Source organism: Labilibaculum manganireducens, from assembly GCF_963665805.2.
Lineage (GTDB): Bacteria > Bacteroidota > Bacteroidia > Bacteroidales > Marinifilaceae > Labilibaculum > Labilibaculum manganireducens.
Genome location: NZ_CAXXEE010000003.1, coordinates 2,383,185 through 2,398,533 on the forward strand (window position 1 = coordinate 2,383,185; position 15,349 = coordinate 2,398,533).

Below are 15,349 nucleotides of genomic sequence, written 5' to 3' on the forward strand. Positions count from 1 at the left end.
GAATTATGAAAATTGAGCTAAGGTAGTTCAATATATTGAAGCGGAATATTTTCAAATTCATAATTCTTAACTTGTAATTTATAATTATAAAACATGAAATATCATCTTGTATCATTAGGTTGTCAAATGAATGCTTCGGATGGAGAAAGAGTTCGTTCGGTAATCGAAAATATGGGCTACCAATGGACAGATAACGAAGAAGAGGCCAATTTAATTGGGATTTTAGCTTGTTCTGTGCGTCAAAAGGCAATCGACAAGGTTTATTCTAAAATTCATAAGTGGAATTTGTGGAAAAACAAACGGAATCTAATCACTTTTGTTTCCGGTTGTATCCTGCCCTCCGATTTGGATAAATTTTTGAAATTGTTCGACATCATTTTTCAGATGAAGGATCTGCCAAAATTGCCGGAAATGATTCAGCAATATGGAATTACAACTCCCGTTGGATTGCAGCAAGGTTTTGATTCTCAGAATGAAAATATTTCTGAATTCTGGCATGTAAAACCTAGTTATACTTCAGAATTTGAGGCTTTTGTCCCTATTCAAAACGGTTGTGATAAGTTTTGTTCATTTTGTGCGGTTCCATATACCAGAGGACGAGAAGTCTCCCGTCCCTCCGATGAAATTGTAACTGAAGTTCAAAGTTTGGTGGAGCGTGGATTTAAATCAATTACCTTGCTTGGACAAAATGTAAATTCATATGGTCTTGATAAAAAAGGTGATGAAATAGATTTTCCTGAATTATTGCGTAGAGTTGGAAATTTGGGAAATCAACTTAACATAGAGTTTTGGATATACTTTACTTCTCCGCATCCGCGCGATATGACTGATGAAGTTATTGAAGTAATTGCTCAGTATAAATGTCTCGCTAAACAAATTCACTTACCAATTCAATCGGGTGATGATAAAGTCCTTATCCACATGAATCGTAAGCATGGAATGGAAAAATACAGGCAAATTGTTCATACAATTAAACGCTTAATTCCTGAGGCTACCCTCTTTACAGATATTATTGTTGGCTTTACCGGAGAAAAAGACGAACAATTTGAAAACACAAGAAAAGCAATGAGTGAGTTCAAATACAACATGGCTTACATCGCAATGTACTCTCCTCGTCCGGGAGCATTAAGTCATCGTTGGTTTGATGATATCAGCCTGGATATTAAGAAAGAGCGACACCATATTTTAACTCAGGATTTGAAGATTCATTCTAAAAATTACAATTCTTCAATGGTGGGTAAAACTTATCGGGTATTGGTTAAAGGCCAGGCTAAACATGATGGTTACCTTGCGGGATTAACAGAGGGAAGAATTAATGTACGGTTTTTATCTCAGGATGAGAATTTAATAGGCCAATTTGTAGATGTAAAAATTACATCAGCCGCTGATTTTTCAGTTGAAGGTGAAATGATAACGATAAAAGAAAGTGCAGCGTGAAGAAAGTGGCGTTTAAAACCTTAGGGTGTAGATTAAACCAATATGAAACGGATGCGTTGGCATCTCAATTTCAAGATAAAGGTTATGAGCTTGTTCAATTTGATGAGTCTGCTGATGTATACGTAATTAACTCATGTACAGTAACTCATCAAAGCGATCACAAATCGAGAAACTTTATTAATCAGGCAAACAGACGAAATAAAGATTCCGTTCTTGTTGTTACCGGGTGCATGGCTAATAATGCTAAGGAAGAGTTAGAAAGTAGGGAAGAAATTAATTATGTGGTTGAAAACGATCAGAAAACTTCTGTTTTTTCTTTGGTTGAAGCACATTTTGGTGGCGAAATTATTCATCCTTCGAAATTGAATGCAGATTTGTTTTCCTATGGAGCTACAGATAAAGGTTTTCATACCCGAAGTATGATTAAAATACAAGATGGTTGTGATAATTTTTGTACGTTTTGTATTATTCCTTCGGTTCGGGGAAGGGCTGCAAGCAGACCGTTACAGGATATTCTGACAAATATCCGTGAAGTAATTTCTCATGGAGCGAAGGAAATTGTAATAACAGGCGTAAATATTGGAAGATATGAGTTTGAAGGATATCAATTTGATGATGTTGTCGAGCAAATTCTTAACCTTGAAGGTGATTTTAGACTTCGTATTTCCTCTATAGAACCTGATGGTTTTGGAGAGAAATTTATTGGACTTTTGAATCATCCTAAAATGACACCGCATTTGCATTTGTGTTTACAGAGTGGATCGGAACCTGTCTTACTTCAAATGAGAAGAATGTACACAGCCAAAAGGTTTAAAGAAATAGTGCAAACCGTAAGAGCTAAAAACCCTGATTTTAATATTACAACCGATATCATAATAGGTTTTCCAAATGAAAGTGAAGAAGATTTTTCAGCCACTTGTGATGCAATTAAAGAATTGAATTTAGGACATGTTCATACTTTTAAATATTCCATTAGAAAAGGAACAAGAGCTGAACGAATGTCTAATCAGGTAGATGAGAGGATAAAAACTGAGAGAAGTGAGATTCTTAGAAATCTATCAGATGAGATAAAAGTTAATTATAGAAAAAGTTTCATCGGGAAAACCCAATCTGTGTTGGTTGAAAAGATTGACGGAAATATTGCGAATGGTTACGGGGAACATTATATTCCAGTTCAGTTCACTGGTGAAAACATCGAAAAGAATCAATTCTATAAAGTAAAGATTACTGATATTGAAGACGGTTCTGACCCTGTGTTAAAAGGAGAAATATTATAAGGAAAAAAGGCACAATTTATAAATTGTGCCTTTTTTTTGATACCATAACTTAATGAAATACAAGAATTGGGATATGTGTTTTTATGAATAGTTTTCTTGACATTTGTCCAAAAAATAAACGCTCTAATAAATTGTGTTTTCTTGCTAAAATGGCAATCATACCAATATCATTTTTCTGCACGTACTCTTCAATTCCCTTCATTTTTTCCTCAATCTGTATTATAGAGCAATTAACATTTGAATCGCCAAGTGTTTTATCTAAATATTTCCTCAATACTTCCATTTGATATTCTTCCATTACATTGTCATCCTCAACATCATTAAAATGGACACAATGAATTTTCATATCATAAGGCTTGGTGATAAACTTAAGATTGGCAATTGCTCTAAAATCAGCCTTGTCAAAATTTGTCGCATACATGATGTTATCAATCTGATCAAGGCTTATATTCTCTCCTTGATCAGACAAGATTAGAATTGGAACCTCGGACTCCTCAATAACGTTGGAAACAACACTGCCCAAAAGATTCGTTGTTCCTGCAGACTCACCACGACTTCCCATAATTACTAAATCGGGTTGGTAGGTGTTGCAAATATTCAATATTTCGGAAGAAGCTGTTCCTCCGCTTAAAGCATAATCTACTTCAATTCCTTCAACTTTCTCTAATTCCAATTTATTGCGTATATCATAATACAATTCCTTTATTCTTGCTTTGGCATTTTTTTCTACTTCCGAAAGAACTTCCACAACGGTAGCATTATAAGTGTAACTATCAGAAAATGGAATTGTCTCGATCGCTGAAGCAAAATAAGTATGAAATAACAAAATATCTGCATTAAACTTCTTCGCAATACTCATTGCATACTCACACAAGCGAGGCGAAAAGTCAGAAAAGTCAATGGGAACCAAAATGCGGTTTACATCTATTTTTTTTCGGGGAAATGATTTCTCAAAATCCTCCTGAGCGTAGCTTAGTTCCAATTCCTCAATGATTTCAAGAGCCTGAGCTAAATCCTGCTCTTTTATTCTTAATTTTACTCCTCCTCCAACTGCAGATTGAATTAAATTGAGATTTTTCAGAAAGCACTCCACACCTTCTGATTCTAAACGAGTTTTAAGCAACTGCGCTCTGGCGTAACCATAAGTTGCTAATGTTATCATCCTGTCCTTCATAGCTGTGGGTTTAAGTTAATCCTTACGTTTAAGTTACAAAAAAAAGCCAAAGCTAACAAGAGAACTATGGTGCACCAAATACATGCTTAAATAGATTTGTAAGATAAATATGTGTTCTTAATCGCAATAAATCTATGGCATTCTTGAAATATCAAAAAAGAATCGTTAATTTTGCGGCTCAATAAAAAACAGTTACTTACTAAGTAATTAATTAAACAATTAAAGTTATGTTGAATCATTATGAAACCGTTTTCATTGTAACTCCCGTTTTATCTGAGGCTCAGGTAAAGGAGGCGGTAGAAAAATTTAAAGCCCTTATCACCGAGAATGGTGGTGAGATGGTTAATGAGGAGAACTGGGGACTGCGCAAGCTGGCTTATCCAATTCAAAAGAAAAGCACTGGTTTTTACCAATTGCTTCAATTTGATGCTCCAGGTGAACTAATCGAGAAATTGGAACTTAACTACAGACGTGATGAAAGAATCATCCGTTTCTTAACTTTCAAACTTGATAAGTATGCTTTTGAGTATTCTATTAAAAGAAAAGGAAAACTTAAATCTAAAGAGGAGAAGTAAGCTATGGCACAGAATCAATCAGAAATCAGATATTTGACACCTCCGTCAGTTGAGATTAAAAAGAAAAAGTATTGTCGTTTCAAGAAAAACAAGATTAAATTCATCGATTATAAAGATCCTGAGTTTTTGAAAAAATTCTTAAACGAACAAGGTAAAATTTTACCTCGTCGTATCACTGGTACTTCTTTGAAATACCAAAGAAAGGTAGCTACAGCTGTTAAACGTGCTCGTCACATTGCATTGCTGCCATACGTAACTGACATGATGAAATAATTTTTAAACTGGAGGAAACGAAATGGAAGTAATCTTAAAACAAGATATTCATAGTTTAGGATATATGAATGACATCGTAGTTGTAAAAAACGGTTACGGTAGAAATTATTTAATTCCTAAAGGAATAGCTGTTTTGGCAACAGAATCAGCTAAAAAAATGAATGCTGAAAATATGAGACAAAGAGCTCATAAAGAAGAAAAAATCAAAAACGAAGCTTTAGAAGTTGCTAAAAAACTTGAAGGTGTTACCTTAAGTGTAGGTGCTAAAACCAGTACCACCGGTAAAATTTTCGGTTCTGTTAACAACATTCAAATTGCTGAAGCATTAACTGCTCAGGGATTTGAAATTGACAGAAAAGTGATTGCAATTAAAGACGCAGTTAAAGAGATTGGTAAATATACCGCAACCATCAAACTTCACAAAGAAGTTAAGGTTGATATCGAATTTGACGTTGTTTCTGAATAATCGCTTCGATAATTAATTAATTTAAGTTTATAACAGACAAACTTAAATCTTTTCAAACAGACAGATTAAGACCACTCCGATTAACGCTTGGAGTGGTTTTTTTATTCCTTAGGTTTTCCAAAATCCTGAGTCCAGTAGTCCCCTATTCGCCCTACTCCCATTTCGGTGAAATCAGGATTCATTATATTGGCACAATGTCCCTGACTGGTCAGCCAACCATTAATAACACTTTCCTCTGATAAATATCCCTTGGCAATATTCTCACCTGCACTGTTGTAGATATAACCTGCAGCATTCAATCTGTCAACAAATTTATCTCCATTCGATGATGTGTGATTAAAAAAGTTGTTGTCCATCATATCTTTACTATGCTTTAGAGCGGCATCTTCCAGTTTACTATTCCAAACAATTGCATCAACCGGAGGGTAATATACAGTTCCGCAGGTAGTCCCTGCTGATCTTACATCGTTAACTAAATCTAATAGTTTTTGTATATCAATTTTATTTTCAGTAATCGGCTCATTAAGATCGATATCATCTTTGGAACAAGAAATAAATATCCCTGATACTAATATCAGGGAAACTGTAAGAAATGTTTTATTCATGACAAATAATTTGAATATTGCTTGTGTATTAGCTCTGTTATTGAGGAAAGATAAATATTTTCTATATTTCTAATCTAATAAGAGGTTAATTTAGATTGATTTTCTAAATTATCAGAAATATGTAAAATATTATTTTCAACTTGAAGGATTATGTGTAATTTTAAGTACTGATAAGCCATGGAAAAGCCATAAAATACTGTATATGAGAATATTTTACACCACATTACTATTGTTTTCAATTTCACTTTCTTCTTTCGGACAAAGGGACAATACTTATCTTCCTTCGAAAAGGAATTTCAGAATTAAATACATTTCATACGATTCTAAAGATAGAAAACAATACTCAGAGGTTTGGCAATTGGTTGGCAAATCAAAACTAGATGGATTAATTCAGTATAACATTGAGTCAGAGATTACTACCCGAAAGCAAAACACTTTTTATCAGTATTTTCGCTTGGTTAGCAATGACTCTACTTTTTTTGTGGGTTCAGAGCGATATATGGATCCTATAAAATTGGATTCCTATCAGAAGATGGTTATAAAAATTTCGTCGGATAGTGTTGCTGTTCCTATTAAACCAACGGTTGGACAAATGCTTCCGGAATCGTGTTGTGAGGCTAGTATATTAAGAGGTACCGGATCTGTTTTGATGTCGATGAATGTTCTTCTTATTAATCGAAAGGTGGATGCGATTGAAAATATAAGAACTCCGGCAGGAAACTTTAACTGTTTCAAAATTTCGACGGATAAAATTACCTATGGAGGAATTTCAAAAAATAAAACCAAGGTATTTGAATGGTATGCCATTAATGTGGGGTTGGTTAGAATGGAGGAATATCATCCTAATGGAAAATTAATTTCATATAAGATATTGGAATCTCTCGCCGAAGATTTTTTATTGCCCTAAGATATTATACAACAGATTTTATCGTTTTCTTACCCGCGAACATTCAACTTTTCTGGAAATGAATTCCAAATCTTGCTTTAATGCTAAGAATATTCATTTATTTTTGACATTTCGTTTTTGAAAGTTAGATATGAAGAAGAAACCTCAGTTTTTAATTGCTGCACCTTCCAGCGGATCAGGAAAAACAACTATTACTCAAGGAATATTACGCTATTTAAAGAACAAAGGCCTGCAAGTTCAGCCATTTAAATGCGGTCCGGATTATCTTGATACAAAACATCATTCCTGGGCTGCTGGCAATGTCTCAATCAATTTAGACACCTTTATGAGCAGTAAGAGTCATGTTAAGAATATTTACGGTAAATATTCTATTCAGGCTGATGTTTCTGTTGTTGAAGGCGTAATGGGTTTGTTTGACGGGGCAAAGAAAATGGAAGGAAGTTCTGCGCAAATTGCTGAGTTATTAGATATTCCAATTATTCTTGTGGTTAATGCAAAGGCAACTGCTTATTCGGTTGCGCCCTTACTATTTGGATTTAAAAACTTTTATCCAGGTGTTAAAATTGCCGGGGTAATCTTTAATTTTGTAGGCAGCGAATCACATTATCAGTTTTTAAAAGATGCATGTGAAGATGTTGGAGTGACTCCTCTTGGTTACGTTCCTAAAAATGAAAAGCTTCATCTGCCTTCCCGGTACCTTGGTTTGCAGATTACGGATTCGTCACAATATAACTCTACTATTGAAGAAATTGCAATACATATCTCTAAAACAGTTGATATTGAGAAATTGTTGGAATTAACTAAAATTCCATTTCAGGAACCGGAAGTTGATGAAACTATAGAACGAGGTAATCTTAAAATTTCAGTTGCCAAAGATGAAGCATTTAACTTTACCTATCATGAAAATTTAGCTGCGTTAGAAAAATTAGGCGAAATTACTTTTTTTTCTCCCCTGAGGGATCAGCATTTACCGGCTACGGACTTGCTCTATTTTGCAGGCGGTTATCCTGAACTTTATCTTGATGAATTGAGTTCAAATGAATCTATGAAAAAAGCCGTTAAGGAGTTTTGTTTAAAAGGGGGACGTGTTTTAGCGGAATGTGGTGGTATGATGTATTTAGGTGATAGTATAATCGATTCAGATTCCATTGAATTCCCTATGGTTGGCTATTTGGATCAGAAAACCAGTATGGAGAATATGAAGTTGAAATTAGGATATCGAAAGATTCATGTAAATGGAAATATTTTTTTCGGACATGAATTTCATTATTCTCACATTATTAATCCATCAATGAAATTCTCTGTTGGCGAAATTTATTCGGCCAGAGATCAAAAATTAGACACGTTTTTGTTTAGAAAAAACAATACAATTGCTTCTTATATCCATTTTTATTGGGGCGAAAAAAACATTATGGATTTGTTATTTTAATGAAGATAAGACCATACAAGCCGAACCGCGTGCCCATAATAGCTGTTCCCAAATAGATTCAGATGATTAAGAACATGGTATAAAAGATAGATATTCTCTCTGTAATCATATCCTTGTGGAAGAGGCTTCTTTTTTTGATATGAACTGTAAAAATCACTGCTGAAGCCTCCAAATAGCTTTGTCATGGCCAAATCGGCTTCACGATGACCGTAATATACTGCAGGATCAATTAAACACGGATTCGAATCTTTATCACAGATAAAATTACCACTCCATAAATCTCCATGCAATAAAGTTGGTTTTTCTTCACTTCCCTCTAAAATTTCTTCTATTCGTCCTTCTAAAACCAAAAAACCATTTTTTAATTCATTACCAACCAGCCCGTTTTTTTCGGCCAACTTGTATTGATATAATAAGCGTTTATTATAGTAATAATCACACCAATTATCACTTTCTGTATTTACAGCTATGTTTAATTGTGGTGTAGCTCCGATGTAATTGTCTTCTTTAAATCCGAATTTACCTGCGCTTATTTTATGCAAATTTGCCATTTGTGTACCAAAACGACTGAAAAAATCTTTGTCCTTTCTCCCCTCCTCAATAAATTCAAGCAATAAAACGTCTGAATCAACCAGTAAAACTTCTGGAACTCTTATGCAAGCAGTTTTACGAATTTCCTTTAAGCCATTTGCTTCCTTAAAAAACATATCATCAGAATAAGGTTCTGTTTTTAAAAAGGCGTAACGACCATTCTCAAACCTAATTTGATTTGTTGTGGCAATACTCCCACCAGAAATAGATTTAAAACCAGTAATTTTCTGATCAACTAAATCTTCAATTCTAGAAAAAACTCCCTCAATTCTCATGTTAAATCATTAAGTAAACCTTCGCAGGCATCTTCAAGAATATCAAGTACCAATTCAAATCCGTCATCACCACCATAATATGGATCCGGGACTGAGCTGTAATTTGAAAAACGGGAACAATAAGCTGTAATGGATTTGATCTTTTTTAAATCGGATTCATTTCTTGCTAAAACTTTAAGATCATTCACATTTTGCTGATCCATGCCAAAAATAAGATCGAACTTATCGAAATCTATTTTCGCATCAAATTTTCTTGCGATACTAGTTAAATTATAATTCCTTCGTAAAGCGTGTCGCTGCATTCTTTCATCGGCTTTATCGCCAGCGTGCCACCCTCCTGTTCCTGCTGAATCGCATTCAAATTCATCATTAAGCTGATTTTTTTTTATATATGCATTCATTACAGCTTCTGCACTTGGAGATCGGCAAATATTTCCCAAACAAACAAAAAGTAATCGTTTTTTCATCCAAAGTATTTAAAGTTTATTCAGCAAAGTATAAATATGAATTCTAAAATGAAAATTTACTAAATCAATTTGTGAAGAAATCGAATATATTTTCCAATTGACTACTTACTTGTCTTATAAATTTCAATATATAAACATTTGATACCGCTAATAGTGGTGAATTTTTTATTTGACCATCAAATATTGTTGAAAAAATAGCGCTTACAGTCCGGAATTCATCTGATTCGTAATTTGAATCCCCGCATTTAGGACACTTATAGCCTGTCTGATTCATAATCAATAGGTCGTTAGATATTAGACATGAGATTGATTTACAATACGCTTATTTTCAAATTCTTACATCGAGATGGCCGTTAAGTAAATGATTCTAAAAATCAAGCACTTACAAAAATTTGACGAACTATTAATAATAAAAATAACACTCTATTAACAGAAAAATTAAGACCTATAACTCCGTATTAATATTTTTTTTTTAAGTTTGTACTTAGAAACTTCTAAATGGAAAGAGAATTAATACATAACGCTAACAATCATAGAATCCGAATCTCTTCGGATAAGTTAGTTATGCACTCTACTGAATTTCAATCTCCAATGTATTGCCATAGATTATTTGCTTTCAACTATAATAACAATCAAATATGTTGTTGCTGTTGTAACTTGTATTCTTGTTGTTGGTAATAAAAGACAAACCACTTCAAAATAATTAAATATTGCACTAGGGATTCTTGTATTCCATAAGTTTTCCATATGTGTTTTCGTCACTTTCTAAATCAAGAAAACAATGTCCTATTTGTCCAAAGTTATGGAAGAACTGCAAGCTTCCAGAAAAAATTCAGAATACGATATGCCTGGAAGAGATTTAGCTCATCGGTTTGTGGAAGAAGCAATGAATTCATTGTTTCCGATTAATGCCCGCAGATCTAATAGCTGCTATGAACAAGAGTCATTATTGTATCAATTAGAGTCATTATTGAGATTATTGCTGCTTCCGGTCAAAAATGAACTGGATGTGCCACTGGAAAAGATTACTCATGATTTTATGAAGACCTTACCAAAAGTATATCGTGATTTATTAATGGATGCTGAAGCAATTCAGAAATTTGACCCTGCTGCACGAAGTATAGGTGAAGTAATTATTGCTTACCCTGGTTTTTTTGCAATTATGGTTTATCGTTTAAGCAATGTACTTTATCTTTTAAATGTTCCTTTAATTCCACGTTTAATGTGTGAGTACGCGCATACAAAAACGGGCATAGATATTCATCCCGGAGCAACTATCGGGGAATCTTTTTTTATAGATCATGGTACTGGTGTTGTTATTGGAGAATCGGCAATTATTAAAAATAACGTTAAGATTTACCAAGGAGTTACCCTTGGAGCTTTGCAGGTAAAGAAGAGTCTTGCCAAGAAAAAAAGACATCCTACTGTTGAGGACAATGTAATTATCTATTCGAACACAACCATTTTAGGAGGTGATACAGTAATTGGAAGAAACAGTATTATTGGCGGTAATGTTTGGTTAACGTCAAGTGTAGAATCAAATAGCATTGTATATCATAAACATGAGACTAAGGTTAGAACAAACCTTGATGAAAGTAAAATTATAAATTTTCAAATATAAAAATTTTAATTGTATGAAAATAAATAACATTTTAGAGGCGATTGGGAATACTCCAATAGTAAAACTTAATAAAGTTTTTGGTAAAAATTCTAACGTATGGATGAAGTTGGAACGATCTAATCCTGGTGGAAGTATTAAGGATAGAATTGCTCTGTCAATGATCGAAACAGCGGAAAAGGATGGATCTCTTAAAGAAGGATCTTTAATAATTGAGCCGACCTCTGGTAATACAGGAGTTGGATTAGCAATGGTTGCTGCCGTTAAGGGATATAAAATTATTCTGGTGATGCCTGAGTCCATGTCGGTTGAAAGAAGGAGTTTAATGGCTGCCTATGGAGCTGAATTTGTACTTACTCCAAGAGAACTTGGCATGAAGGGTGCTATTCAAAAGGCAGAAGAGTTACTTGCCAGTAATGAAAATTCATGGATGCCTTCACAATTTGACAATGAAGCAAATGTTGAGATTCATAGAACTACAACTGCTAAAGAAATTATTGCTGATTTTCCTGATGGTCTGGATTATCTTATTACAGGTGTTGGAACCGGAGGCCACATTAGTGGTGTCGCAGAAATATTGAAAGCTAAATTTCCTAAATTAAAAGTGTTTGCAGTTGAGCCCGAAGCTTCACCTGTTATTGCAGGAGGTGCACCGGGGCCTCACCCATTGCAAGGTATTGGAGCAGGTTTTTTACCAAAAAATCTGAATACTGAGATTTTAGACGGTGCTATTTCTGTTGGAAAAGAGGAAGCATTCATGAAAGTGAAAGAATTAGCTGTCTCGGAAGGGATTCTCGCAGGAATTTCGACGGGAGCTTCACTGGCTGCAGTTGCCAAAAAACTTACTGAAATTGAAAATGGTGCCACTGTACTCACCTTTAATTATGATACCGGCGAAAGATATCTTTCAACCGAAGGATTGTTTTAGACTGGAAAATATTAAGCAAGCAACACCCCAAAATTTCATTTGGGGTGTTTATTTAAAACAGATCACAACACTTTATTAAATAGAAATACATTTAAATCCGAATACCCATAACAGTGATATCATCCAATTGTTCAGTACCATTCATCCATTTCTCCATTGTATTTTCTAAAATTATTTTCTGCACCATCATAGGCTTTTGATGTATATCCAACAAAACATTTCTAAATTGACGGGTAGTAAATTTTTTATCTTCTTCCCCACCAAACTGATCAGGATATCCGTCGGTATACAGATAGAGCATATCTCCACTATTTAAATCAATTTCATGACTGGTGAAATCAATATTATTTTGATGATAAATTCCAATTGGCATCCTGTCGGCCTTTAAGGTAATTATTTTATCATTTCGCAATATTAAAAGGGGATTAAAAGCCCCTGAAAAAGTTAATTTACTATTGGCATGGTCAAGTACTATTAAAGATATGTCCATGCCATCACTTGGCGTGGTATCTTCATGGCTTTGTCGAAGTGAAATGATGATATTCTTACGTAGAATATTTAAAATTTCGCTTGTGTCGGTAATCTTTTTGTGGTTTACTATTTCGTTCAAAAGGGTAACACCCAGCATACTCATAAAGGCTCCGGGAACACCGTGACCTGTACAATCAGCTAAGGCAACAATAGTTTTGTCATCAACTTTAGTTACCCAATAAAAATCACCACTTACAATTGCCTTTGGTTTATTTATTATAAAGCTTTCGTTAAGAACCTTTTCTAAATATTTAGTGGGTGGAATAACAGCAGCCTGAATTTTACTGGCATATTTAATACTATCGGTGATGTCTTTGTTAGCACTTTCTATAAGGTCTTTCTGTTTCTCAATTTCTTCTTTTTGTCTGACTACTTCGATAGTTCTTTCATTGATCTTCTCTTCTAAAATTCTGTTTTCCTTTTTTAATTTTTTCTCTCTGTTTTTGATGTAAAATACTATTACTATTAGTGAAAATAAAAATAAAACCAAATAGAACCATGTCTGCTTCCAAAAAGGAGTTTTAATATAAATATTAATACTTACAGGATATTCACACGTAACACCGTCACCGTTTGAGGCCTCTAATAAGAATTTGAAACGACCATCACTTACTCCATGGTAGGTAACCTCACTTGTCGTTGAAAAATCAGTCCATTTTTCGTCATATCCTTCAAGCGTATAACGATATTTGACTAGTTCAGGTTCCTTAAAATATACACCAACAAACTCTATTTTTATTTTATATCGTCCTGGAGAAAGTACTATTTTTTCACTTACCGGTACTAATTCATCATTTATTTTAACAGCTTTAATTTTGAGTACCGGAGGTGGAGTTGTTATTTTTTCAAGTGAAGGGTTAAATCTTAGCACTCCCTTATTCAGACCAAACCACAGATTTTCATTTCTATCGCTAAAACTAGAATTAACTTGAAATTCATCACTTTTACTAATCCCAATATTTTCTTGGAGTAGTTTAATTTTAAAATCGGATATATTTATCCTGCTTAATCCACCACGATGAGTTACCCACATTCTATTCTGCTTATCAGGAGTCAGAGAATAGCAATAATCAGATAAAAGTCCATCATTTGAGGTAATATTAGTAATGGAATCTTCCTGATAGATAAAAACACCATTGCCTAATGTTCCGACCCAAATATTCCCTTTTGAGTCTTCTGCAATAGAACGAATATTTATAAACGAATTGTCTGCTGATAAATTGAACTTTGCGATTTCATTATTTTGAATAAAAGCAATGGAATTACTAAGTGTGGACAACCAAATTCGACCTTTAGAATCTATCATTATGTGGTTAACACAGTTGTGAGGTAAGCCCCCCTTACTAATTGTGTACCAATTAAATTCATCTGCAGACACATTATAAGAACAAGCTCCTTTTTTAGTTGCAATCCAAATCTGATCTTTAGTTCCTGTAATTGAATTAATAGAATTCTCCAATATTCCATTGGCAAAAAATTGGCGAACTAACTTGTCGTTTTTGATATTTAATCGATAAACACCATTTTTTTCAGTACCAATCCATAAATCATTTTCATTTCTAGGATATAGTGCTGTAATTTTATCAAAGGGCAATCCTCTGTAACTATCGAAAAAACGAATTTCGTTGTGATTGGAAATGTTCCTTCGCAGTAAGCCTTTCTCTGAGCCAAACCATTCGTATTTTCCATCTATTGAAATAGCTGATATTTCAGAACCATATTGCTCTTCTTCCGGAGAATAGAATGTGTATGCAGGATCAATTAAACGCGCTAAACCTTTCCCATAAACGCTTAGCCATATATTTCCTTCAGAATCTTCAAAAACGAGTTTTATATTGTCACTTTGAAGTCCATTACTTGTATCATAAGTTTTAATCAAGTGAAATCCTTTTGGATCTTTTGCTAGTTTATGAACTCCTTCTCCAAATGTAGAAATCCATAAATTGGAATCTTGATCTTCAAAAATGTTTTGAATCCCTTCCATCTGCAAACCGGTATCTTCACCAATTTTAGACGTGGTAAAACCATTTTTTGTTATTTCTAAAAAATAAATACTGTTGGTGCCACTTAGAACAAAGAAACCCTTCCCGCTTCTAGCTTTGCAAATACAATTTATTTTATTTCTATTGATTCCGTCAATGTCATTAACAACAACCAGTTGTTTATTTTCATTGATCAGGCAATGTTTTAGACCATCTATGGTTCCGACTATAAGCTCATTCGAATTAATAAATTCAAATGAAAAAACAGGAAATGCACCTTCCAAAAAAGCAATTGGCTCAACCTTATTATTTTCGCCAATCTGCATTAAGCCATCATTTTGGTCGGAGAACCAAATGTTTCCTGAGCTATGCATATGTATATTTGTCACACTGCTTTTAGCATTGGTGCCGGAAATAATCTTTTGAAAGCCAACTTTACTTTTGCAGCTTAAATTACCATTCATATGGCCAAACCATTGTCCTTTTGGAGTGTTTAGATTGCATGAAATAAAGTTGCCCGCGAGAGAATCAGATGTGCTATAATTAGTAAAGTTAATTCCATCAAATCTCGCCAGTCCATCTCCGGTTCCTATCCACAAATAACCTTCCGAATTTTGGCTTATGGTATAAACATAAGCCTGAGGAAGACCTTGATCGACTCCATAAGTTATAAATCGATTATCCTGAGCTTTAGGTATTTCCTGAAACAGGAAAAGTATTAGCAAAGGTAATAATGTTTGTAATATATGTTTTTGTGGTTTTTTCATTCAATGATTTGTACTGTAACTTATAAAATAAAAAATTTATTGAAAAA

General features: G+C 33.9%; 15 protein-coding genes. 9 read left to right on the plus strand and 6 right to left on the minus strand.

Annotation, left to right across the window (positions count from 1 at the left end):
• Window positions 1-93 precede the first annotated feature (93 nt).
• Both miaB and mtaB read left to right on the plus strand, forming a co-directional pair.
• Window positions 94-1,437 carry a tRNA (N6-isopentenyl adenosine(37)-C2)-methylthiotransferase MiaB gene (gene miaB / locus ACHZAX_RS09165; RefSeq protein ID WP_320018877.1) on the plus strand — a complete coding sequence of 448 codons (1,344 nt, stop codon included), beginning with the start codon at window positions 94-96 and terminating at the stop codon, window positions 1,435-1,437.
• Entirely contained in the window at window positions 1,434-2,714 is a 1,281-nt protein-coding gene (gene mtaB / locus ACHZAX_RS09170) for a tRNA (N(6)-L-threonylcarbamoyladenosine(37)-C(2))-methylthiotransferase MtaB (RefSeq protein ID WP_320018878.1), read from the plus strand. The genes miaB and mtaB overlap by 4 nt, the downstream gene beginning before the upstream one ends.
• A gap of 49 nt (window positions 2,715-2,763) precedes the next feature.
• Here the strand turns inward: mtaB and ACHZAX_RS09175 are convergent, their stop codons facing one another.
• On the minus strand, window positions 2,764-3,888 hold the full coding sequence (locus ACHZAX_RS09175; protein ID WP_101311496.1) for a universal stress protein: 1,125 nt from the start codon (window positions 3,886-3,888) through the stop codon (window positions 2,764-2,766).
• A gap of 227 nt (window positions 3,889-4,115) precedes the next feature.
• Here ACHZAX_RS09175 and rpsF point away from each other — a divergent pair, with 227 nt between their 5' ends.
• From rpsF to rplI, 3 genes are read left to right on the plus strand one after another with little or no spacing between them, the layout of a single operon-like run.
• A complete protein-coding gene (gene rpsF, locus ACHZAX_RS09180; protein WP_197092725.1) occupies window positions 4,116-4,463 on the plus strand; it encodes a 30S ribosomal protein S6 in 348 nt (115 codons plus the stop codon).
• A 3-nt stretch (window positions 4,464-4,466) separates the two neighbouring features.
• Entirely contained in the window at window positions 4,467-4,736 is a 270-nt protein-coding gene (gene rpsR, locus ACHZAX_RS09185) for a 30S ribosomal protein S18 (protein WP_101263476.1), read from the plus strand.
• 22 nt (window positions 4,737-4,758) lie between these two features.
• Window positions 4,759-5,202 (plus strand): 50S ribosomal protein L9, encoded by a 444-nt coding sequence (rplI, locus tag ACHZAX_RS09190; RefSeq protein ID WP_101311495.1) that lies wholly within the window; start codon window positions 4,759-4,761, stop codon window positions 5,200-5,202.
• Window positions 5,203-5,303: 101 nt separating this feature from the next.
• Here rplI and ACHZAX_RS09195 read toward each other — a convergent pair whose 3' ends face one another.
• Window positions 5,304-5,807, minus strand: a complete 504-nt coding sequence (locus ACHZAX_RS09195) for a CAP domain-containing protein (protein ID WP_320018879.1) — start codon at window positions 5,805-5,807, stop codon at window positions 5,304-5,306.
• Between the two features lie 202 nt (window positions 5,808-6,009).
• Here ACHZAX_RS09195 and ACHZAX_RS09200 point away from each other — a divergent pair, with 202 nt between their 5' ends.
• Window positions 6,010-6,714 (plus strand): TapB family protein, encoded by a 705-nt coding sequence (locus tag ACHZAX_RS09200; protein ID WP_320018880.1) that lies wholly within the window; start codon window positions 6,010-6,012, stop codon window positions 6,712-6,714.
• Window positions 6,715-6,844: 130 nt separating this feature from the next.
• A complete protein-coding gene (locus tag ACHZAX_RS09205) occupies window positions 6,845-8,143 on the plus strand; it encodes a cobyrinate a,c-diamide synthase (protein WP_320018881.1) in 1,299 nt (432 codons plus the stop codon).
• On the opposite strand, the gene ACHZAX_RS09210 is transcribed toward ACHZAX_RS09205, so the two are convergent.
• From ACHZAX_RS09210 to ACHZAX_RS09220, 3 genes are all read right to left on the minus strand, one after another.
• Complete coding sequence (locus ACHZAX_RS09210; RefSeq protein WP_320018882.1) at window positions 8,140-9,009, minus strand: fructosamine kinase family protein; 870 nt, start codon at window positions 9,007-9,009, stop codon at window positions 8,140-8,142. The two genes, ACHZAX_RS09205 and ACHZAX_RS09210, sit on opposite strands and share 4 nt — an antisense overlap.
• Entirely contained in the window at window positions 9,006-9,476 is a 471-nt protein-coding gene (locus ACHZAX_RS09215) for a low molecular weight protein-tyrosine-phosphatase (protein WP_320018883.1), read from the minus strand. The genes ACHZAX_RS09210 and ACHZAX_RS09215 overlap by 4 nt, the downstream gene beginning before the upstream one ends.
• A 64-nt stretch (window positions 9,477-9,540) precedes the next feature.
• Window positions 9,541-9,750 (minus strand): zinc ribbon domain-containing protein, encoded by a 210-nt coding sequence (locus ACHZAX_RS09220; RefSeq protein ID WP_101311489.1) that lies wholly within the window; start codon window positions 9,748-9,750, stop codon window positions 9,541-9,543.
• Window positions 9,751-10,257: 507 nt separating this feature from the next.
• On the opposite strand from ACHZAX_RS09220, the gene ACHZAX_RS09225 reads away from it, so the two are divergent.
• Together ACHZAX_RS09225 and cysK are read left to right on the plus strand one after the other, a co-directional pair.
• Window positions 10,258-11,097, plus strand: a complete 840-nt coding sequence (locus tag ACHZAX_RS09225) for a serine O-acetyltransferase (protein ID WP_101311488.1) — start codon at window positions 10,258-10,260, stop codon at window positions 11,095-11,097.
• 13 nt (window positions 11,098-11,110) lie between these two features.
• Window positions 11,111-12,022: a cysteine synthase A gene (gene cysK / locus ACHZAX_RS09230; RefSeq protein ID WP_101311487.1), complete on the plus strand. Its 912-nt coding sequence runs from the start codon at window positions 11,111-11,113 to the stop codon at window positions 12,020-12,022.
• 91 nt (window positions 12,023-12,113) lie between these two features.
• On the opposite strand, the gene ACHZAX_RS09235 is transcribed toward cysK, so the two are convergent.
• Entirely contained in the window at window positions 12,114-15,302 is a 3,189-nt protein-coding gene (locus ACHZAX_RS09235; RefSeq protein ID WP_320018884.1) for a ligand-binding sensor domain-containing protein, read from the minus strand.
• Window positions 15,303-15,349 lie beyond the last annotated feature (47 nt).